This is a genomic window from Streptomyces sp. NPDC058877 (genome assembly GCF_042742855.1).
Taxonomy (GTDB): Bacteria; Actinomycetota; Actinomycetes; order Streptomycetales; family Streptomycetaceae; genus Streptomyces.
The window spans coordinates 1-20,705 of sequence record NZ_JBHYMF010000125.1 but is presented as its reverse complement, the minus strand read 5'-3'; the positions used below and the strand labels follow the sequence as shown (position 1 = coordinate 20,705).

The following is a 20,705-nucleotide window of genomic DNA, read 5'->3' as shown; positions in this document are numbered from 1 at the left end:
GTGGGCTCATTGCCCACCAACCGGCCGAGCTTCGCACAATACAACAATCGGCCACCTTTCAATTGTGAACTCGCAGGCATTCATGCACTGTGGTACAACTATTTTCCCGCAGGTAGCCGACGACGGGTCCGGCGAGCTGCCGCTTCGACCAGGGCGCGGCAGGCATCCCACAGCCGAACCCCCGAAGCAGGAGCAGCCATGGACGACACCTTCGTCGCCCCACCCATCGGGCGCCGTGAGCGCAACAAGATGCGTGTCAAGAGCCGCCTCTACGAAGCCGCTTTGAAGCTCTTCGTGGAGAAGGGGTACGAGCAGACCTCCGTGGACGAGATCGCGGAGGAGGCCGACGTGGCCCGCCGCACCTTCTTCAACTACTTCCAGCGCAAGGAAGACCTCATCGACGCATGGGGAGAGCACCGCCGCTCACACCTGGAGGCCAGGCTGCAGGAGCCCGATGACGACGCCCGGGGCACCGTCCAACTGTCCCTGGAACGCTGCATGAACGCCCTGGCCGACCTCAACGAGAGCGAGCGCGCCGTGACGCAGGTGATGCTCTCGGCCTGGGTCAAGGCAGGCCGCCCCATGGACGAGGAGCCCTTCGCGGCACGGATCTTCGCCGACATCCTGGAAGAGGCCAGGCAGCGGGGCGAGATCCCCGCGCGGGCGAACACCCGGCGAGCCGGCCACCTCCTGCGCGACGGCTACCTCGGCACCCTCTACCGCTGGTCCCGCCAGGACGAGAAGTCGTTCGACCTACAGGGCGAACTCCACCTCCTGTGCGACCTGGTGCTCCACGGGATCTCCACGCCCCGGAGCTGACCCACGGAGTGGATACGGCTCCCCGTACGACGCCCCACCCCTTCCGCACCGTGCCGGAACCGACGGTCGTCCGTCCGGCCGCACCGTCACTTGCCCCTGCCGCCCGGCTCGGCCCCGCCCTCGCCGCCTCCGTGCGACACGCCGCCTTCCCGGCGGCCACCGACCGAACCTTCCGCGCCGCAGCGCCCGAGCTTCCGGCACACGCGTCCCCGGCGGTACCCCTGCCCAGGGCCTCCCCCCGTTCGACCCCGGTGCGACACCCGCCGGCCCTGCCCGACATCACGGGTCGGCGTGATCGAGAAGTCCACGGACGGGGCCGGGCAGCAGCGCGAGTCGGCCCTCCCGCCCCGACCTCGTCGGCACCAACGGCAAGTCGCCCGTGGCACGGGACGTCCGGACGAACCGGCGCCCGCCCGCCGGCCTCTCTCCACGAGACGCACCGTCCGGGGCCCGCAGCGCCCGTCCGACCCCTTCAGCGGAGAGATGCTCCCGCAGTCGCGCACCCCCGGACAGGGCCCTTCCCCATCGGCGTCACCGCTCGCCCGCGAGGTCGAGATCTTCGCTGCGCGGCTCGGCGACGACCTCGGCGGGTCGGGGGCGACGCCACGGGTGGGCAATGGGCCGGGACACCCCGCGCCACCACGGGTCGGAGGGAAGCTTCCCCGAGGGCTCGAAGGGCTCGCCGGGGCGCGGGAACGCCACCGCCTGGCCGACCTCCTCGGCCGCGTCCCTCGTCCATTCCCCCGGCTCCGCCCATGCGTGCGGGGCGAGGTTGAAGGTCCCCCAGTGAATCGGGAGCAGCACCCCGCCCGGACCGCCGCTCTGGAGGTCCAGGTGGGACCGGATCCCCTCGGCCGGAGTCATGTGGATGTCCGTCCAGAACTCCGAGTACGCACCGATCTGGATCATGGTGGCGTCGAAGGGGCCATGGGCGGCGCCGATGTCGCGGAAACCGGAGAAGTAGCCGGTGTCCCCGCTGTGGAAGATCCGGTGGGCGGGCCCCTGCACCACCCAGGAGGCCCACAGGGTGTGCTGCGTGTTGCGCAGCCCCCTGCCGCAGAAGTGCCGGGCCGGGGTGGCGGTCAGCCGCAGCTCGCCGATCCCGGTCGATTCGTTCCAGTCCAGTTCTCGCAGCCGGGAGGCGGACACTCCCCAGTGCTCCAGGTGTGCACCGACGCCGAGGGGCACCGCGAAGACCGTGTCGGTGGTGGCGAGCGCCTTGATCGTCGGCAGGTCGAGGTGGTCGTAGTGGTCGTGGGAGATGACCACGACGTCGACCGGACCGAGGGCGGCGAGTGGCACCGGCACCGGGTGGAGCCGCTTGGGGCCGGCGAAGGGGAAGGGCGAGCAGCGGTCGCCCCAGACCGGGTCGAAGAGGACCCGGTGGCCGTCGATCTCCGCGAGGACCCCGGAGTGCCCCATCCAGGTGAGGCGGAGGCCGGTGGCGGGCGGTTTGGCGATGTCGGCCAGGGTCGTCGGGTGGACGGGGATCGCGCCGGTGGGGGCGCGGTGGGCGCGCCCTTCCTTCTCGAAATAGGTCTTGGCGAGTTCGAAGGTGGACCCGGAGGGGACTCGCCGCGCCGATTCGGGGTTCTGGAAGATCCCGTTCGCGAAGTTCGGCGAGCGGCGGATGCGGGCGAGGCGCTCGCCCGTGGGTTCCGCGCCGAAGGACTCGGGGCGCAGTGCGCGCAGCCGGGCCCACGGGGAACGGTCGGAGCCGGTACCGGTCACAGGACCTCCTGATCTCTGGGGGTCGTTCCATTATGGGCGGGCGGGGCCACACGTGGCCGGGACGGTCGGTCATACTGAACCGTCATTCAGTAGGGCCGAGCGGCCCGCCCTTGCCGAGGAGGTCCACGATGCACCCCACCCCCCTCCTGTCCGTCGACTGGACCGACCACGTGACCGGACACCGGGGCCATCTGGTGATCGACCGACTGGTGCGCGGGGTGGCCAGCGGAGGCCTGCGGATGCGGGCGGGGTGCACGGCGGCGGAGGTCGCGGGGCTCGCCCGCGGAATGACCATGAAGGAGGCGCTGCACTACGACCCCGCCGCACGGTACGTCCCGCTGGGCGGCGCCAAGGGCGGCATCGACTGTGACCCCCGTTCGCCGCAGGCGTACGGCGTCCTCGTCCGCTATCTGCGCGCGATGCGGCCCTACGTCGAGCGGTTCTGGACCACCGGAGAGGACCTCGGGCTCACCCAGGACCTGGTGGACCGCGCCGCGGCCGAGGTGGGGCTCGTCTCCTCGGTGCAGGCCGTGTTCCCTCTGCTGGAGGACGAGGCGGAAGCCCGGAAGCGGCTCGCCGACGCCTTCGCGATCGAGGTGGACGGCATCGGGCTCGACGGGTTGGTCGGTGGCCACGGGGTCGCCGAGTCCGTACTGGTCGCGCTCGACCGGGTCGGGCAGCAGCGTGTGGGGACGCGTGCGGCCGTACAGGGGTTCGGGACGATGGGCGGGGCGACCGCCCGGTTCTTGGCGCGGGCCGGGCTCAGGGTGGTGGCCGTCGCCGACGTCCGTGGCACGATCGTGAACCCCGACGGCCTGGACGTCGAGGCACTGCTCGCAGCCCGGGACCACCACGGGACCGTGGACCGCTCTGCGCTCCGGGCCGGCGACCGCGAGGAGCCGGGCACCGCCTGGCTTGCGGTGGACGCCGACGTCCTGGTGCCCGCGGCCGTCTCGTACGCGATCGACACCGCGAACCAGCACCGGATCACCGCTCGCTGGATCGCGGAGGCGGCCAACATGCCGGTCCTGCCGGAGGCCGAGGAAGCGCTGGCCGCGCGGAGGGTGACCGTGCTCCCGGACGTGGTGGTGAACTCGTGCACCAACGCCTGGTGGTGGTGGACGCTCTTCGGCGACGTCGAGGCCGATGCCGACCAGGCCTTCGCACGGGTGCGACGGTCCATGCGGACGCTCGTCGGCGGGGTCCTCGACCGGGCGGATGCGGACGGCATCAGCCCGCGCGCCGCGGCGCACGCGCTGGTGGAGGAGCGGCTGCCGACGATCGCCGCGCGCTACGGCTGGTACGAAGGCGAACCCACCGGGTGACGGACGACGAGCGCACCCGTGTCACGCGCTGTGTAGGCTGCACGACGTGGCAAGAGTGCGGTTGAACGTGGCCGAACGGCGTGAGGAGCTGGTCCGGGCGGCCGTCGACCAGATCGAAGCGCGCGGTGTGGCGGCCGTTCGGATCTCCGATGTGGCCGCCGCGCTCGGGGTGAGCAATGCGCTCGTCCTCTACCACTTCTCGTCGAAGGAACAGCTGGTCGCCGCAGCCTTCCGACACGCGGCCGAGGCCGATCTCGCCCACCTGCGGCGACTGCTCGGGCGGCGCTCGACGGCACTGCGGCGGCTGCGGTCCGCCGTCCGCTGGTACGCCCCGACCGGCCAGGCCAAGGGATGGCGGCTGTGGATCGAGGGGTGGGCCGCCTCGCTGCGCGACCCGGAGCTGCGCCGGGTCGCCGCCTCCCTCGACCAGGAGTGGAAGGCGGCGTTGACGCGGGTGATCGCGGAAGGAACTGCCGCCGGGGAGTTCCGCTGTGCGGACCCGGCCGCGGCTGCCTGGCGACTGACCGCCTTCCTCGACGGCCTCGCCGTCCAGACGACGGTCTACCCGGGCTCCCTCTCCCGCGCCGCGATGCTGCGCTGGGCGGACGAGGCACTCGTCAGGGAGCTGGAGCTGCCGGACGAGGCCCGCCAAGGACCGTCGGGCGGGGGGGACCGCGGTGAAGCTCCCCCTCCTCCGGGGCCGGGCGCCGGCGGGGAGCCGGTCGCCCCCGTGCGGACGAGCACGGCCGGAGGTCCGGCCGGGGCCTCGGTCTCCGGAGGTCCCGGCGACCGGGCGGGGACGACATCGACGGGGGCACCGTCGCACGCCCGGGTGTGAGCGCCGTTGCGGACCTCGCCCGGCCCCGCCCCCCCGGCGGGTGCACCGCCGGAACGGCGCGAGGGGCGTTGCGGACGACGTCGTCCGCCCCGGGCGCCCCGCCGGAACCCCACCGCACGCCCGGGGACGGACGACCGCACCGCATCGGGTCAGACCAGTTCGAAGACCGCGGAGACGGTGACCTGCTCCTCGATCTCGCCGGGCGCGGTGGGAACGCCCGGCTCGTCCGTGGAGACTCCGGTCGCGGCACCGGGTCCGGGGCGCACGGACTCCCCCTCGCTCAGCGAGACGAGCCGGCCGAGCCGGTGACCGCTCAACCGGGCGTGCTGTGAGGCCTTCTCGTACGCGTCCCGGTAGGCGGCCTCACGGGCCTTCGCCCGCAACGCCGACGGGTCGGCGACGTCGAAGACGACGCCGTTGATGCGCCCCTCGTCCCCCATCGCCTCATTGGCGGCGCCGATGACCTGACCGGTCCTGTCGAGGTCCCTGACCTTCACCGAGAAGGACTGCACCGCCTGATAACCGGTCACCTTGCTCTCCCCGTCCTTGGTCTGGGTGTAGACCGGAACGAGCGAGAGGCTGTCGGTGCGGATGTCCCGGTCACCGACCCCCTGCTTGTGCAGGACGGCGAGGAGGACCTCGGCCGCGGTGCTCTGCGCCGCCATCGCTTCCTTCGCCGTGGGACGGGCGGCCTCGACCCCGGCGGACAGGATCGCCAGGTCGGGTGCGGCGGACGACCGTCCGCTGCCGGCGACGGTGACGGTGGCCGGAGCAGCCTCCTCCGCGACGGTGCGGTGGGCGGTGCGCCCCGGGGACAGCGCCAGGGCAGGGGCCGCGGTTCCGGCGAGGAGGCCGCCGAGCAGGGCGGTGGCGGCACACAGACGGACGGTACGGGCGGCTCTGGGCAGGCAGATCGTCACAGGCGGTCCTTTCGAGGTGGGTGAATGCCGGGCCTCCGGCGGGCACATCCCAGCACCCGACGCCGCTGCCCCCGGCACGCCACTCCTGACCAGCGGCTTCCTTCACCTCTCCGCACCAATGGCCGCGCCGGGGAGGCGGACGGGGCTCCCCCGGTCCGCCCGCCGCTTCCTTCGGCCACTGCGGAACGGCCACCTCCGCGGCGGGCGCGACCAGGACGTCCCCCTGCCGGTGCACGGCTCTCCCCTCCGGCCGGCACGGACGGCCGAACACGGGAACGACGCCGGGTCCCGGGACTGACGTTCCGTCGGGAGCGCCCCGACACGGTGCGCTGTCGGTGGGGCTTGGTAGAACTCTTTCCGTCAGCCGCCCCTCGTCGTCCGTCGTCTGGAGCACCGTCATGATCCTCGTCAACCACCTGCAGGAATTCCACGGACTGCCGGTGTTCGACTTCCCCGGTGCGGAGGCCCGGGTCAAGTTGCCCGATGCGGAGGCGGTCGCCTGGCGGATCTCCGCCCCGACGTACTCCAATCCCAAGGACGAGCAGTGGGTGCCGCAGTTCGAGCGGTTCCTGAAGGAGGTCGACGCGGACCGGGTGCGGGCCCTCGTCATCGGCGGCTGGGACGAGGCGTACGAGAACTCGTCCGCCGACGTCATCGCTGCCCTGGTCGGCGCCAACACCCGGCTGACGGGCCTGGCGGCGGTCTTCGTCGGAGACATGGTCTCCGAGGACTGCGAGATCTCGTGGATCGTCCAGTCCGATGTGACGCCCCTGCTCGCCGCTTACCCGGACCTCGAAGGGCTCGGGGTGCGCGGCGGTTCCGAACTGGCCTTCCCGCCGGTCCGTCACACCGCCCTGAAGTCCCTGGTCGTGGAGACCGGAGGCCTGGGGGCCGAGGTGGTGCGGGGCATCGCGGGCAGTGACCTGCCCTCCTTGGAAGGGATGGAACTCTGGCTCGGCACCGACGAGTACGGCGGTGACAGCACCCCCGAGGACCTGGGACCGCTGCTCGCCGGCACGGCCTTCCCCTCCCTGCGCCGCCTGGGCCTGCGCAACAGCGTGGTCCAGGACGCGGTCGCCGCCGCGGTGGCGGGTGCCCCGGTCGTGGCCCGGATCGAAGAGCTCGACCTCTCCCTGGGCGTACTCACCGACGAGGGCGCGGCGGCGCTCCTCGACGGGCAGCCGCTGACCCACCTCACCCGCCTCGACCTCTCCCACCACTACCTGTCGGAGCCGATGCAGGAGCGGCTCACGGCCGCACTCGTCCCGCACGGCGTGACGCTCGTCCTCGATGACCCCCAGCAAGCGGAGGACGACGGCGACGGGGACGTCTGGCGCTACGTCGCGGTCGCCGAATGACCTCCGGGCCGCGCCCCGTGGTCGTCGGCGATCCGGCCGGTCGCCGCGTCACCCTCTTCCAGGACGCACTGCGCGCCGCCGGGCTGCCGGGGGCGCGGGCGGTGTCCTGGCCCGAGGTGCTGCGGGGCCGGGCGGGGTTCGCGCCGGGCGAGATCGTCCGCCTGGACTCGCCCGGCGGGGACCCGGCCGCGGACCGGCTGCTGCGCGACGTCGACGATCCGGCCCGGGTCGAGGGCACCGGCCCGTGGTACGGACGGTTCGTCGCCGCCGTGGCGGACCTCGCCCGCGGTGCGGAGGCGGCGAGGGCCGTCCTCGTGGACGACCCGTCCGAGCTCGCGGTCCTCTTCGACAAGCGACTGGGCCACGGCCTGCTGAGCGCGGCCGGAGTGCCCGTACCCCCGTCACCGACCTCGGGGCCGCTGGCTCCGGAGGTGCGGGGCTGGGCGGACGTCAGGGCGCTGACCGCCGAGCCCGGTCTGCGCCGGGTGTTCGTGAAGCTCGCGCACGGCTCCTCAGCCTCGGGGGTGCTCGCGGTGGAGACGAACGGTGCGGGTCGTTTCCAGGCCACCACTTCGGTGGAGCGCGCCCCCGACGGCCGGCTCTTCAACTCCCTGCGGGTGCGGCGCTACACCGACGAGCGGGAGGTCGCCGCCATCGTGGACGCCCTCGCCCCGGACGGGCTGCACGTCGAGCGGTGGCTGCCGAAGGCCACCCAGGGCGGCCGGGCCGCCGATCTCCGGGTGGTGGTGATCGACGGCCGGGCCACCCATGCCGTGGTGCGGACCAGCCGCTCCCCGATGACCAATCTGCACCTGGGAGGTGCCCGGGGCGATCTGGGTGCCGCCCGGGCGGCGATCGAGGCGGCGGGCGGCCGGTGGACGGAGGCGCTCGGCGTGTGCGAGCGCGCCGCGGCCGTCTTCCCCGGCACCCGCTGCGTGGGGGTCGACCTGCTGCCCCTGCACGGTTGGCGCGGCTTCTCCGTGGGCGAGGTGAACGCCTTCGGCGATCTGCTGCCCGGTCTGACGGGTCTGCCCGGCAGCGGTGCCGAGGGAATGGACACCTATGCGGCGCAGGTCGCGGCGGTCTTCACGAGCTCCCGCGACGGCGTCCGCCCCCACCACGGCGCTGCCGCACCCGACCTTCCCGGCTCCGCCGCCCCGCCCTTCACCGACACGCCCCTTGTCCCCCGCACCACAGGAACGAGCACCACGTGAACCAGCCCGACATGAACGCGATCGTCGGCAGCCACGACCTGCTCCTGGTCACCCTCGACACCCTTCGCTACGACGTGGCCGCAGAATTGGCGTCGGCAGGCCGCCTACCGAACCTGGCACGCCACCTGCCCGGCGGCACCTGGGAGCGGCGGCACGCCCCCGGGAGCTTCACCTACGCCTCCCACCAGGCGATCTTCGCCGGCTTCCTGCCGACTCCCGCGGCACAGGGGCCCCATCCCCGGCTGTTCGCGGCCCGCTTCGCGGGCAGCGAGTCGACCGCCGAGGGCACCTGGGTGCACGACACCCCCGACTTCGTGTCCGCGCTGGCGGCCGAGGGGTACCACACGGTCTGCATCGGCGGCGTCGGCTTCTTCAACAAACGGCCGCCCCTGGGCTCGGTGCTCCCCGCCCTGTTCCAGGAGAGCCACTGGGAGCCCTCCTTCGGCGTCGCCTCCCCGACGTCCTTCGAGTCCCAGGTCACACGCGCCGAAGAAGTGGTCGTCGGACTCCCCCGTGAGGAACGGCTCTTCCTCTTCCTGAACGCGTCGGCGCTGCACCAGCCCAACTGGTTCCACCTGCCGGGGGCAACCCCCGAGTCGGGGGACTCCCGGGCGAGCCACGCCGCCGCGCTGGAGTACGTCGACCTTCACGTGGGACGGCTCTTCACCGCGATGAGCAGCCGCCGCCCCTGCTTCGCCATCGTCTGTTCCGACCACGGGACCGCGTACGGGGAGGACGGGTTCACCGGCCACCGGCTGGGCCACGAGAGCGTGTGGACCGTTCCTTACGCCCAGTTCGTCCTGCCGGGACCCGACGGGGAGGTCGCCGCATGAGCGTCTCGTCCGCTTCCCCCCGTCCCCGGCCCTACCAGAGCTACGTCTACGCCTATCCGCACAAGACGGCGTACCGCATGCTCCCGGAGCGCCCGGAGCTGTCCGCGCTCTGGGCCGACGAGCCGAAGGACGCCCTCTCGCTGTACGCGCACGTACCGTTCTGCGAGGTCCGCTGCGGTTTCTGCAACCTCTTCACCCGGGTCGGCGCCCCGGAGGGGCTGACCGGTCGCTACCTCGACGCCCTCGATCGACAGGCCCTCGCCGTCCGCGAGGCCCTCGGGGACGCGGCACCGGTGCGCTTCGCCACGGCCGCGTTCGGCGGCGGCACGCCCACCTTCCTGACCGCCGACGAACTGACCCGGCTGTGCGACATCGCCGAGAAGCGCATGGGGGCGGACCTGCGGGCGGTGCCGCTCTCGGTGGAGACCTCACCGGCGACCGCCACTGCCGACCGGCTCGCGGTCCTCGCCGAGCGGGGTGCGACCCGGCTCAGCATCGGGGTGCAGAGCTTCGTCGAAGCGGAGGCCCGGGCCGCCGTCCGGCCGCAGCGCCGGGCAGACGTCGAGGCGGCGCTCGGTCGGATCCGGGACACCGGGGTGCCCGTCCTGAACATCGACCTGATCTACGGCATCGACGGACAGACGGAGCGGTCCTGGCGGGTCTCGCTGGACGCCGCCCTCGCCTGGCGGCCCGAGGAGCTCTACCTCTATCCGCTGTACGTGCGCCCGCTCACCGGGCTCGGCCGGATCCAGGACCCGGAAGCCGCCGACCGGGAGTGGGACGAGCAGCGTTTGCGCCTCTACCGCTCCGGCCGGGACCACCTCCTCTCCCAGGGCTACGAGCAGGTGTCGATGCGGATGTTCCGCCGCGCGGACGCCGCCCCCGCCGGCCCGGAGGACCACGCCTGTCAGACGGACGGCATGATCGGCCTGGGCTGTGGGGCCCGCTCGTACACCTCCGCCCTGCACTACTCCTTCGACTACGCCGTCGACATGCGGGAGGTCCGCTCGATCATCGACGCCTACACCGCGACGGAGGACTTCTCCCGCGCCGAGGTGGGCCGGGCGGTGGGCGGGCAGGAGGCGCGTCGCCGCCATCTGCTGCAGTCGCTGCTCCAGGCCGAGGGCATGCCGCTCGCCGGATACGAGGAGCGGTTCGGATCCTCGCCGTTCGCGGACTTCGGCCCCGAGCTCTCCTCCTTCGAGGCGTACGGCTGGCTGGACGCGGACGCCCCGAGGGGCGTGCTGCGGCTGTCACCGGAGGGGCTCGCCCACTCCGACGGTCTCGGTCCCCGGCTCTTCTCCCCCGCCGTGCGCGCCGCGATGGCCGCGTACGAGGCGAAGTAGCGGGGTCGGCATGGATCTGAGCCGACGCCCGGACAAGGGCCTCCAGCCGACCGCACGCCCGCTTCCGGCCCCGGGCCCGCCCTCGGGCACGGACCTGACGCTGCTCTACCGGGGACCGCTCTCCTCCTGCGACTTCGACTGCCCGTACTGCCCCTTCGCGAAGCGGCGGGACAGCCGCGAGCAGTTGCGTGCGGACCGGGCGGCGCTCGAACGGTTCACCGGCTGGGTCGCCGCGCAGACCGGTGACCGGCTGCGCGTCCTCTTCACTCCGTGGGGCGAGGGGCTGGTGCGCTCCTGGTACCGGCGGGCACTGGTCGAGCTGTCCCGGCTCCCGCACGTGGAGCGGGTGGCGATCCAGACCAATCTCAGCTGCAGGACGGAGTGGCTGGCGGAGGCCGACCCGGAGGGCGTGGCGCTCTGGTGCACCTACCACCCGGGGCAGACACCGTACGAACGCTTCCTCACCCGGTGCCGGGAGCTCGCCGAACGGGGCATCCGCTTCAGCGTCGGCGTGGTCGGTCTGCCCGAGCACCGGGAGGACGCCGTCCGGCTGCGGGCGGAGCTGCCCCCGCACGTGTACCTCTGGGTGAACGCGGCCGAGGGGCGCACCTACACCGACGCGGAGGCCGATGCCTGGACGGAGCTCGACCCCTTGTTCCCGTACAGCCGGCATCCGCACCGCTCGGCGGGGCTGCCCTGCCGGACCGGGGAGTCCGTGGTCTCGGTGGACGGCGAGGGGACGGTGCGGCGCTGCCACTTCGTCCGGGCGGAGCTGGGGAACCTGTACGACGGCTCGTACCGCGCCGCCCTGCGTCCCCGGGCTTGCCCCCTCGCCGTCTGCGACTGTCACATCGGCTACGTCCACCTGGAGACGCTGCCGCTGTACGACGTGTTCGCCGGCGGGGTCCTGGAGCGGATCCCCGCCGCACCGCCGACTACAGCGGCATGAGGTCGGGGCGCTTGGCCTCGACGTGGTCTCCGGAGCTCTCGCCGCGCAACCGGCGTCCGATCCAGGGCACGAGGTACTCCTTGGCCCAGTGGATGTCGTCGCGTCGGACTTCGAGGGTGCCGCGCGGCGGGACCGGCGGCCACGGCTGGTCCGGGTCCGCGGGCACCGGCATGCCGAGGACCTGTGCGGCGCGCAGGGCGACCCGGGTGTGTCCCTCGGGGGAGAGGTGCAGCCGGTCCTCGTCCCAGGCGCGCCGGTCCTGGACGGACTTCAGCGACCACAGGTCGAGGACCGGACAGCCGTAGCGGTCGGCGACGGCCCGGACGTGTCCGTTGTAGGTGGCGATCTTCCCCCGGAGGTGCTTGAGGAGCGTGACCTCGCGGGTGTCGAAACCGGTCGTCACCATGACGGTTCCGACGGCGGAGGTCAGCTCGACGACGGCGCGTTCGAAGCGCTCGGCCACGTCGTCCGGATCCGTCCCGGGGCGGATGATGTCATTGCCGCCGGCGCAGAAGGTCACCAGGTCGGGGGCGAGTTCCTTCGCCCGGGGGACCTGTTCCGCCACGATCTGGTCGAGGAGGCGTCCGCGTACGGCCAGGTTGGCGTAGCGGAAGGCGTCGTGCTCCGGCAGCTGGTCGGCGAGCAGGACCGCGAAGCGGTCAGCCCAGCCGACGTAGGCCCCGTCGGGGCCGGGGTCTCCGACGCCCTCGGTGAAGCTGTCACCGATCGCCGCGTACGACCCGAATGCGTGGTTGTCTCTTGATCTCGAATCGTCTGCCACGGGACCACATCCTTCCCCTTCGGGTGTGACCTACGCGACCGTAAGGAGGGGTTGACGGCGGGTGACATACGCCACCGATAAAGATTCCACCAAGCCGGAATACGCCGGAGGCCCGGCACGCACGTGCCGGGCCTCCAGGAGTTACGGGGCGTCAGATGTTCACGCCGTGCTGGCGCAGGGTCGCCAGCGGGTCGATGTCGGAGCCGTACCCCGGCCCGGTGCGCATTTCGAAGTGCAGATGCGGGCCGGTGACGTTGCCGGTCGCGCCGGAGAGGCCGATCTGCTGGCCGCCGCTGACGGTCTGGCCGGCGGAGACGGAGATCGAGGAGAGGTGGGCGTACTGCGAGAAGGTGCCGTCGGCGTGCTGGATGACGACCTGGTTGCCGTACGCTCCCCCGTTGCCCGCGGAGTAGACGGTGCCGGGGCCGACCGCCACGACGGTGGTTCCGGTGGAGGCCATGAAGTCGACACCGGTGTGGTAGCCGGAGGACCACATGGAGCCCGAGGCGCGGTACGGGGTGGAGACGCCGCCGTTGACGGGGGCGAACCAGCCGGAGGAGGAGGTCGTGCCGGCCGACGAGGACGACGCGGCGGAAGAAGAGGAGGGCGCGGAGGTCGCGGCGGCCGGGGCCGAGGCGCGCTCGCTGCTGCGGGAAGCCCGGGGGGCGTCGCCGTTCTTTCCGGAGCTCCGCTTGCTGCTGGCGGAGTCCTTCGGAGCGGGGGCCTTCGGAGCGGGGGCCTTCGCCGTGCTCTTCGCACCGAGGGTGAGCTTCATTCCGGGCAGGATCAGCGAGGGGTTCTCACCGACGACCTGGCGGTTGTCCTCGTAGAGCTTCTGCCAGCCGCCCGCCAGGTGGTGCTCGGCGGCGATCTTCGACAGGTAGTCGCCCCGGACCACGGAGTAGGTCTTCGGCACGGCCTTCGCGGCGACCGGGGCGGCCTCCACGGCAGCGGCCTTCGCCGGGACGGCGACGGGCAGGGCCGGCGCGGCGTGGGCGCTGGCGGCTCCGAGGAGCGGGAGGGCGACGACGGCGCCTCCGGTGCCGGCGGCCAGGAACCCGCGGGTGATCGGGTTGACCTTGGGACGGCGGTGCTTACCCTTCGCGGGCATGGCGAATTCCTCTCCGTCGCCTACGAGGTGAGCTGTCGGGTTCGGACTGGAGATGTCCGGCCGCGTTCTCACGCGACTTCACCCCGAGCCGTCCTTGTCGAGGGATCGGCGTACTACCTGGGTCCCCCGCTCCTGCCTCGTACGGGTGAGTGCGGATTCCGGGCGGTGGCAGGATTCGGCGGTCCGTCCGGAGTGAGCGCGACGCTAGACGAGTGGGGCCGGAGCGAACAAGCCGCACTTTTCAGGAACTCCGCAATCCTTTGCCTTTGGGGCGAAATTCCGGTCACCCTCCGTGGATGACGGTCTGTCGATCTCCTTTTCCCCAAGGGAATTCGAAGAAGACGATCAGGCACGTTCCGTCACGGTTATGACGCTGCTCACGCATCGAACCCCATCTCCCCCTCAATCAGGGCGCGTTGCCCCTATCCCCCAAATACGGACAGATCGCCCATTACCCCCCGAGGGGGGTGCGCACACGGCACTCGGCCGAGATGATTGCCCCAAGAACAGACCGCCAGAACAGGAGCACCCGCCCGTGACGCAGCAGCTGCCGCAGACCCCTCCCACCGAAGCCACCGAGCCCGAACTGACGGAGGTCCGCAACTTCCGGGACGTGGGCGGCCTGCCGACGACGGACGGGCGCGCCGTTCACCCCGGACGACTCTTCCGCAGCGGCCACCTCGCCCACGCGACGGAGCGCGACGCCGCCTTCCTCGCCTCCCTGGGCCTCCACACCGTCTTCGACTTCCGCAACGAGGCCGACCGGAAGGTCGAGGGCGCGGACGTCGAGCTGCCCGGCGTGCGGAACGTGAACATCCCCCTCAATGACCCGGCCGACGGCAAGGAGTTCTGGAAGCTGGTCAGGGACGGAGAGGTCGCCCGGCTGCGGGAGGTCCTCGGCGACGGCAAGGCAGCCGCCCGAATGTCCGATTCCTACCGGAAGATGGTGGTCGAGCGCACCGCGGAGCACAGTCGGATCCTGCACTCCATGGCGGAGGAGAGCGTCCCGGCCCTCATGCACTGCGCGGCCGGCAAGGACCGGGCGGGACTCGCCGTCGCGATCACCCTGCTGGCCGTCGACGTGGAGCGGGACGCGATCGAGGCCGACTACGTGAAGTCGAACGACCCGCACCGCCGCTACAAGATACGGCGCAGCTCCACCGCCCCGGACGGGATGTCCCCCGAGGTGATGGAGCTGCTGAGCCCGCTCTTCGACGCGCGGGTGGAGTACCTGCGGGCCGCCCTGGAAACGATCGGGGCGACCTGGGGCTCGGTGGACGCCTACCTCACGGAAGGACTGAAGCTGGCTCCGGAGACCCGCGAACGCCTGCGGGAGCGGCTGCTCACCGGCGCATGAGCCCGGCGAGCGGAACTACTGGTTCTGCCCGCCCATCAGGAAGAGCAGGTAGAGGAAGCCGGCGAAGAGGTGGCCGGCGATCAAATAGGCGAAGAGGCGGAGCACGAGCCCCTTGGGGAACCTGCCCTCGCCGCGCTCTTCACCGGTGACCGGTGCGGATTTGTCGGACATGTCAACCCTTCCTTCGAGGATCTCAACGAGTCGCCCGTGATCAGCCCCGGTGCGGGGTCCCGCCCCCGAGGCACAGCTCGGCGGCGGGGCTCTGCATCAGGGTGTGGACGAAGAGCAGCTCGGCCCCGCCGGGGGTGGCGGCGCCGATCCGGTGCGGGGTCAGCGAGTCGAAGTGCGCGCTGTCCCCGGGGTCGAGGACGTGGACGACCTCGCCGAGCGCGAGCCGCACCCGCCCCTCCAGGACGTGGATCCACTCCTCGCCCGGATGGACCCGCACGATGTCGGCCCGGGTGGCGTACGGCACGTGGACCCGCAGGCACTGCAGGGCCCGGCCGGCCCCACCCGCCTGGCGGTAGACCCAGCCGTCGGCCTCGACCGGCTCGGAACGGCCCGCCCGCACCACCGGATCGCGCTCGGGGGGAGCCTCGCCGAGGAGCTCGGAGACCGTCGTACCGTAGATGCGGGCGAGGGCGAGCAACATCGGGAGCGAGGGCTGCCGGTTCCCGGTCTCCAACCGTGAGAGGTGGGCCGGCGAGAGGCCGGCCCGTTGGGCGGCGGCCTCCAGGGTGAACCCCCGGCGGCGGCGCAGGGCCCGCAGCTGCGGAGCGACGTCCGGCAGGACGTCCGGGGTGACGGGGACCGGGGGTGGCGCCCCGGGGGCGTGGTCCATGCGTCCATTCCGCCAGGACCGTTCCTCTGAGGCAAATTTATTGCCTCAGAGGCAAAGTGCACCGGCCGTGCGGCTTCAGCGCTGCGCGACCGCCTGCTTGACCAGTGTCTTCCCGAAGTCCCAGAGCAGCCCCCCACCGCCGTGGGCATCGTCCATGACCGCGGTGAAGGCGCTGACGAACCGGTCGACGTCCGCCTCGTCGATGATCAACGGCGGGATCAGTTTGATCACCTCCAGATGGTCCCCGGAGACCTGGGTGAGGATGTGGTGCCGTTGGAGGAGCGGGACGACGACCATCTGGGCGAAGAGGCCCTTGCGGGCCGCCTGGAGCATCGTCCAGCGGCTGCGCAGCCCCAGCGAGGACGGCCGGCCGAACTCGATCCCGATCATCAGACCGCGTCCGCGGACCTCGTGCAGGAGCTCGTACCGGGGCACGAGCTCCTGCAGGCGCCCGGCGAGCAGCCCACCGGTCCGACGGACGTGGGCGACGACGTCCTGGTCCTCCATGACCGAGAGCACGGCGAGCCCGGCCGCCATGGCCTGGGCATTGGCTCCGAAGCTCGCCGAGTGGACCAGGACCCGGTCCATCGACGAGTAGACCTTCTTGAAGATCCAGTCCTTGCCGAGGGTGGCCCCGACCGGCACGTAGCCGCCGGAGAGCGCCTTGGCCACGCAGACCAGATCGGGTTCGACGCCCTCTTCGTGCTGGTAGGCGTAGAAGTCGCCGGTGCGACCCAGGCCCGTCTGCACCTCGTCGGCGATGAGCAGCGCACCGTGCCGGTGGAGCAGTTCCTGGGCCGCCCGCAAGAAGCCCGGCGGCGCCTCGTGGACCCCCTTGCCCTGGATGGGTTCGACGACGAAGGCGGCGACGTCGCCCGCGCGCAGTTCACGCTCCAGGGCGTCGAGGTCACCGAGGGCGATCGCGGTGTCCGGCAGGAGCGGGCCGAAGCCGTCCCGGAAGCTCCGCTCGCCGTTGACGGAGAGGGAGCCGGTGGTGAGTCCGTGGAAGGCGTGCGAGCAGTAGAGGACCCTGGGGCGGCCGGTGGCGCACCGGGCGAACTTGAGGGCGGTCTCCACGGCCTCCGTGCCGCTGTTCCCGAAGAAGACCCGGTCGAGGTGTGGGCTGTGGGCGAGCAGGCGCTCGGCGAGCAGCCCGGGCAGCGGTGGGCAGTCGAAGCGGGTGAGGTCGGCCAGCTGGGCGTCCAGGACGTCGTGGAGGGCCTTGCGGACGACGGGGTGGTGCCGCCCCAGGCCCATCACGCCGAAGCCGGCGAGCATGTCGAGGTGGTCGACGCCGTCGGCGTCCCAGAAGTGGGCCCCCTCGGCGCGCTCGTAGACCTTGTCGAAGCCGATGGTGTGCAGCATGCGCGGCAGCTGGTGGTTCAGGTGCTTGGCGTGCAGTTCGTACCGCTCGCCGCCGCGCTCGGCGAGCAGCGCCCGCAGGTCGAACTCACCGCTCATGCCGGCCGCCTCACGCCTCGTTCCCGGAAACGGTCTCGCGGACCGCGCGCAGGGACTCCTTGAGGGAGCCCATGGTCGCGAGGACGGCGGTGGGCTCGTAGCCACAGTGCGCCATGCAATTGGCGCAGCGCGGGTCCCTGCCGCGGCCGTACTTGTCCCAATCGGTCTCCTCGACCAGTTCGCGGTACGTGGGGACGTATCCGTCGCTCATCAGGTAGCAGGGGCGCTGCCAACCGAAGAGCGAGTAGTTGGGAATGGCCCAGGCCGTGCAGGGGAAGTCCGCCTTCCCTTCCAGGAAGTCCAGGAAGAGCGGTGAGTGGTTCAGCCGCCAGCGCCGCCGGTTCCCACCGGCGAAGGCCTTCTTGAAGAGTTCGCGGGTCTGCTCGACGCCGAGGAAGTGCTCCTGGTCGGGGGCCTTCTCGTAGGCATAGGCGGGCGAGATCATCATCTCGTCGACCTGGAGGTCGTCATTGAGGAAGTTGAGCACCTCGATGACGGTCTGCGGGGTGTCGGTGTTGAAGAAGGTCGAATTGGTGGTGACCCGGAAGCCCCGTCGTTTGGCTTCCTTGATGGCGGCCACCGCCTCGTCGAAGACCCCCTCCTTGGCGACGGACTCGTCGTGCCGCTCGCGCAGTCCGTCGATGTGCACGGCGAAGGCGAAGTACGGGGAGGGGGTGAACTTCTCCAGCTTCTTGCGCAGCAGCATCGCGTTGGTGCAGAGGAAGACGTACTTCCTGCGGGCCACCAGTTGGCGGACGATCTCGTCGATCTGCGGGTGCATCAGGGGCTCCCCGCCCGCGATGGACACCATGGGGGCGCCGGACTCCAGGACCGCGCCGACCGCCTGGGCGACCGGCATGCGCTGCTTGAGGACGCCGGCCGGATGTTGGATCTTGCCGCAGCCCTCGCACTTGAGGTTGCAGGCGTAGAGCGGCTCCAGCTCGACGATCAGCGGGAACTTGTCCCGCTTGCGGAGCTTCTGTTCGAAGAGGTAGGTCCCGACCCGGATGGACTGACGGAGCGGCATGGCCATAACTCGCTCACCTCCTGGGGAGCAGCAAAGAACGGTGCCATTCGAAGAATGCGGGAAGGACGGCACGAAGAACGCGGAAGGCTGATATTCCCCCGCGCACCGTGCCGATCCGGACCAGTTCATGTTCCGGAGCGTCCACGACCACCCGGACGGCCGCAACCGGGCGGGCGTCCGGCCCCTCGCCGAACGCTCCTGCGGTTCGAGCGGTGCAGAGGGTGGCGGCGGACTCCATGTCGACGGCGATCGCCCCGTCGGCCCTCAGCGCGGCCCGCTCCGGGCCGCGCACCACGTGGTCGGAGCCGATCAGCGGCCCGGTGTGCACGGACCGCCCGGGCACTGCCCTGACCAGTGCCTTCACCAGCACGTCGGTCCCGGTGCAGAGGGTGGTGCCCTCAGGGCCGCGGGTCTCGTCGGCGACGATCAGGTCCCCCGGGTGCATGCCCGGGGCGAGGCCCGCACAGAACCCGGAGGCGATCACGGCGGCGTCCCGACGGGACTCCTCGCCGAGTGCCCGGGAGACGGCACGACGGGCACGGTCCGGTCCCATGCCGGTGCGCAGCACGGTCACCGGGCCCGGCGCGTCGCCCCGGTCCCCGCGGCGCAGGGCGAACTGCTCGATGCCGAGCGCGCAGGCGATCAGCAACGGTGGGGCGGCGCCCGGGCCGGGCTCGTGCCCCATCAGCCCTCCTTGCGCGGCGAGGGGTCCCCGTACGCATAGCGTCCGAGCGCCGTGAGTGGGAACACCTGCCGGTAGAGGTGGTAGTTGATGGAGAAGTCCCAGGGGAAGCCGGTGCCGGTGAAGTGGGGTTCGTCCCAGGACCCGTCCTCCTGCTGGGTCCCCGCCAGCCAGGCGATGCCGCGCCGGACGGGTTCGGAGTCGCGCTCACCGGCGGCGAGCAGGGCGATCAGGGCCCACGCCGTCTGCGAGGCAGTGGAGGTGCCCTGTCCGACGCGCTGCTCCTCACGGTACGAGCGGAGGTCCTCGCCCCAACCGCCGTCGTCGTTCTGCACGGAGCCGAGCCAGTCGACGGCCCGGCGGATCGCGGGGTGCGAACCGGGCAGTCCGGCTGCGGCGAGCGCCGGCAGCACGGAGCCCGTGCCGTAGACGTGGTTGACTCCCCAGCGGCCGAACCAGGCGCCGTTGGGCTCCTGTTCGGCGAGCAGCCACTCGATGCCGCGGCGGGTGCGGGGGTGTTGGACGAGTCCCTCGTACGCGAGCATCTCCACCACGTGGGCGGTGACGTCGGCGGAGGGCGGGTCGATCACCTCGCCGAAATCACAGAACGGCAGTTTGTTGGGGAAGACGCTGGTGTTGTCGGCGTCGAAGGCGCCCCAGGCTCCGTTCTTCGACTGCATGCCGAGCGTCCAGCGGGTGCCCCGGGCGATGGCGGCCTCCACCCGGGCGGGGTCGGGGTGCCGCACCCGACGCAGGGCGAGCAGCACCTCGGCGGTGTCGTCGATGTCGGGGTAGTTGTCGTTGTGGAACTCGAAGGCCCAGCCGCCCGGCGGGAGTCCGGGGCGACGCACCGCCCAGTCCCCGGTCCGGGTGATCTCCTCGTCGAGCATCCAGTCCACGGCCTTCACCAGCGCCGGGTGGTCCGGGCGGAGCCCCGCGTCGGCGAGCGCGATGGTGGCGAGGCAGGTGTCCCAGACGGGCGACTGGCAGGCCTCGATCATGCGCGAGCCGTCCTCGCGCCAGACAGCGAACCGGTCGAGCGATGCGAGCCCGGCCCGCATGACCGGGTGCTGGAGGTCGTAGCCGAGGAGGTGCAGGGCGATGACCGAGTAGACCGCGGGCGGCTGGATGCCGCCCCAGCACCCGTCGTTCTCCTGGCGCTCGACGATCCACCGGGCGGCGACGTTCATCGCGGTGCTGCGCACTCCGCGCGGGGCGAAGCGGTGGTAGACGTGCAGCGCCTTGTCGAGCCGTTGGAAGATGCCGTCCCAACCGGTGGCGGGGGCGAGCGGGAGGGGCGGACGGGGCCGGCTCGGGTCGGTGTGCAGCTCGTCCAGCGGAAACGGGGCCGGGCGCACCGGGCGCTTCGCGGAGACCACGGTGAGCGGCACGATCGTCTGTCGGGCCCAGCAGCCGAAGTCGTAGATGTTGAGCGGGAACCACTTCGGCAGGAAGAGCAGCTCAGGCGGTAGCTCCGGCAGGTCTTCCCAGGACCACCATCCGAAGAGGGCCAGCCAGATCCGGGTGAAGACCCGGGTGGAGGCGATGCCGCCGTGGGCGCGGACCCAGGCCGAGGCGCGGGCCATGTGCGGAGCTTCGGGCGGATCTCCGGCGAGTCGCAGGGCCACGTAGGCCTCGACGGTGGCGGAGAGCTCGCCCGGCCCGTCGTAGAAGGTCGCCCATGCGCCGTCCTCGCGCTGTTCGCGGCGGATGTGGAGGGCGGCGGCCCGGGTGGTGCGGGCGTCGAGGATGCCCAGGAACTGACGGAGGAGGAGGTCCTCGGCGTCCATGGTGACGTTGGTCTCCAGGTCGCCCTTCCACCAGCCCGCCGCGTCCTGCCGGGCGAGCAGGTGCTCGACGGCGCGTTCGGCGGCCTTCACGGCCCTCTCGTCGAGTTCGTCCGGCGCGGCGGTGTCGTTCGTCTTGCTGGCCGCGGCTGCCCGGGGGCCCACGGCCCCGGCGCTTCCGTCGGTCGTCGCTGTCATGGCTTCCCCTTCGTGCAGTCGGTTCCTTCTGCTCCTGCGGGTCTGCCGTCGGCCCGTGGCGGGGCGCACCCCCCGGCCCCAGCCAACAAATAACAAGGTGTTGGTGATCAAATCGTACCCACGACCA

The 20,705-nt window shown here is 71.9% G+C and carries 18 protein-coding genes, 1 pseudogene and 1 riboswitch; of the genes and pseudogenes, 9 read left to right on the top strand and 10 right to left on the bottom strand.

Annotation, left to right across the window (positions count from 1 at the left end):
* The first annotated feature begins 198 nt into the window (after nt 1–198).
* A complete protein-coding gene (locus ACFW2Y_RS25030) occupies nt 199–819 on the top strand; it encodes a TetR/AcrR family transcriptional regulator (RefSeq protein ID WP_384883348.1) in 621 nt (206 codons plus the stop codon).
* Nucleotides 820–1,350: 531 nt separating this feature from the next.
* Here the strand turns inward: ACFW2Y_RS25030 and ACFW2Y_RS25025 are convergent.
* On the bottom strand, nt 1,351–2,550 hold the full coding sequence (locus ACFW2Y_RS25025) for an MBL fold metallo-hydrolase (protein ID WP_384883345.1): 1,200 nt from the start codon (nt 2,548–2,550) through the stop codon (nt 1,351–1,353).
* Between the two features lie 128 nt (nt 2,551–2,678).
* Here ACFW2Y_RS25025 and ACFW2Y_RS25020 point away from each other — a divergent pair, with 128 nt between their 5' ends.
* Together ACFW2Y_RS25020 and ACFW2Y_RS25015 are read left to right on the top strand one after the other, a co-directional pair.
* Complete coding sequence (locus ACFW2Y_RS25020; protein WP_384883343.1) at nt 2,679–3,875, top strand: Glu/Leu/Phe/Val dehydrogenase dimerization domain-containing protein; 1,197 nt, start codon at nt 2,679–2,681, stop codon at nt 3,873–3,875.
* Between the two features lie 46 nt (nt 3,876–3,921).
* Nucleotides 3,922–4,518 (top strand): annotated as a pseudogene (locus ACFW2Y_RS25015) (TetR/AcrR family transcriptional regulator); the annotation flags it as partial.
* Between the two features lie 344 nt (nt 4,519–4,862).
* On the opposite strand, the gene ACFW2Y_RS25010 reads toward ACFW2Y_RS25015, so the two are convergent.
* Nucleotides 4,863–5,633: an SIMPL domain-containing protein gene (locus ACFW2Y_RS25010; RefSeq protein WP_384883340.1), complete on the bottom strand. Its 771-nt coding sequence runs from the start codon at nt 5,631–5,633 to the stop codon at nt 4,863–4,865.
* 398 nt (nt 5,634–6,031) lie between these two features.
* On the opposite strand from ACFW2Y_RS25010, the gene ACFW2Y_RS25005 reads away from it, so the two are divergent.
* The 5 genes from ACFW2Y_RS25005 to ACFW2Y_RS24985 are packed head-to-tail and all read left to right on the top strand — an operon-like array spanning nt 6,032 to nt 11,333.
* Entirely contained in the window at nt 6,032–6,991 is a 960-nt protein-coding gene (locus ACFW2Y_RS25005) for an STM4015 family protein (protein ID WP_384883338.1), read from the top strand.
* Nucleotides 6,988–8,205 carry an STM4014 family protein gene (locus ACFW2Y_RS25000; protein WP_384883336.1) on the top strand — a complete coding sequence of 406 codons (1,218 nt, stop codon included), beginning with the start codon at nt 6,988–6,990 and terminating at the stop codon, nt 8,203–8,205. Before ACFW2Y_RS25005 ends, ACFW2Y_RS25000 begins: the two co-directional genes overlap by 4 nt.
* Before the next feature lie 11 nt (nt 8,206–8,216).
* Nucleotides 8,217–9,038: an STM4013/SEN3800 family hydrolase gene (locus ACFW2Y_RS24995; RefSeq protein WP_384883351.1), complete on the top strand. Its 822-nt coding sequence runs from the start codon at nt 8,217–8,219 to the stop codon at nt 9,036–9,038.
* The gene (locus ACFW2Y_RS24990) at nt 9,035–10,384 is read left to right on the top strand and encodes an STM4012 family radical SAM protein (RefSeq protein ID WP_384883333.1); all 1,350 of its coding nucleotides are present in this window, start codon (nt 9,035–9,037) and stop codon (nt 10,382–10,384) included. The genes ACFW2Y_RS24995 and ACFW2Y_RS24990 overlap by 4 nt, the downstream gene beginning before the upstream one ends.
* A gap of 10 nt (nt 10,385–10,394) precedes the next feature.
* Nucleotides 10,395–11,333 carry an STM4011 family radical SAM protein gene (locus tag ACFW2Y_RS24985; protein ID WP_384883330.1) on the top strand — a complete coding sequence of 313 codons (939 nt, stop codon included), beginning with the start codon at nt 10,395–10,397 and terminating at the stop codon, nt 11,331–11,333.
* On the opposite strand, the gene ACFW2Y_RS24980 is transcribed toward ACFW2Y_RS24985, so the two are convergent.
* Nucleotides 11,320–12,114 carry an SGNH/GDSL hydrolase family protein gene (locus tag ACFW2Y_RS24980; RefSeq protein ID WP_384883327.1) on the bottom strand — a complete coding sequence of 265 codons (795 nt, stop codon included), beginning with the start codon at nt 12,112–12,114 and terminating at the stop codon, nt 11,320–11,322. The genes ACFW2Y_RS24985 and ACFW2Y_RS24980 overlap by 14 nt on opposite strands.
* Nucleotides 12,115–12,265: 151 nt before the next feature.
* Nucleotides 12,266–13,225 (bottom strand): peptidoglycan DD-metalloendopeptidase family protein, encoded by a 960-nt coding sequence (locus ACFW2Y_RS24975; RefSeq protein ID WP_384883325.1) that lies wholly within the window; start codon nt 13,223–13,225, stop codon nt 12,266–12,268.
* Nucleotides 13,226–13,229: 4 nt separating this feature from the next.
* Nucleotides 13,230–13,400: riboswitch (cyclic di-AMP (ydaO/yuaA leader) on the bottom strand.
* Nucleotides 13,401–13,760: 360 nt separating this feature from the next.
* Between ACFW2Y_RS24975 and ACFW2Y_RS24970 the strand changes: the two genes are divergently transcribed.
* A complete protein-coding gene (locus tag ACFW2Y_RS24970; RefSeq protein WP_384883323.1) occupies nt 13,761–14,582 on the top strand; it encodes a tyrosine-protein phosphatase in 822 nt (273 codons plus the stop codon).
* Between the two features lie 15 nt (nt 14,583–14,597).
* On the opposite strand, the gene ACFW2Y_RS24965 is transcribed toward ACFW2Y_RS24970, so the two are convergent.
* The 6 genes from ACFW2Y_RS24965 to shc form a co-directional block, all read right to left on the bottom strand.
* Nucleotides 14,598–14,753, bottom strand: coding sequence for a DUF6126 family protein (locus ACFW2Y_RS24965; protein WP_384883320.1), 156 nt, complete (start codon nt 14,751–14,753; stop codon nt 14,598–14,600).
* A gap of 40 nt (nt 14,754–14,793) precedes the next feature.
* A complete protein-coding gene (locus tag ACFW2Y_RS24960) occupies nt 14,794–15,423 on the bottom strand; it encodes a helix-turn-helix domain-containing protein (protein ID WP_384883318.1) in 630 nt (209 codons plus the stop codon).
* Between the two features lie 75 nt (nt 15,424–15,498).
* A complete protein-coding gene (locus ACFW2Y_RS24955) occupies nt 15,499–16,884 on the bottom strand; it encodes an aspartate aminotransferase family protein (protein ID WP_384883315.1) in 1,386 nt (461 codons plus the stop codon).
* 10 nt (nt 16,885–16,894) lie between these two features.
* Nucleotides 16,895–17,917, bottom strand: a complete 1,023-nt coding sequence (hpnH, locus tag ACFW2Y_RS24950) for an adenosyl-hopene transferase HpnH (RefSeq protein WP_384883312.1) — start codon at nt 17,915–17,917, stop codon at nt 16,895–16,897.
* Nucleotides 17,918–17,924: 7 nt separating this feature from the next.
* Entirely contained in the window at nt 17,925–18,596 is a 672-nt protein-coding gene (locus ACFW2Y_RS24945) for a 1-hydroxy-2-methyl-2-butenyl 4-diphosphate reductase (RefSeq protein ID WP_384883309.1), read from the bottom strand.
* On the bottom strand, nt 18,596–20,578 hold the full coding sequence (gene shc / locus ACFW2Y_RS24940; RefSeq protein ID WP_384883306.1) for a squalene--hopene cyclase: 1,983 nt from the start codon (nt 20,576–20,578) through the stop codon (nt 18,596–18,598). Before shc ends, ACFW2Y_RS24945 begins: the two co-directional genes overlap by 1 nt.
* Between the last annotated feature and the right edge of the window lie 127 nt (nt 20,579–20,705).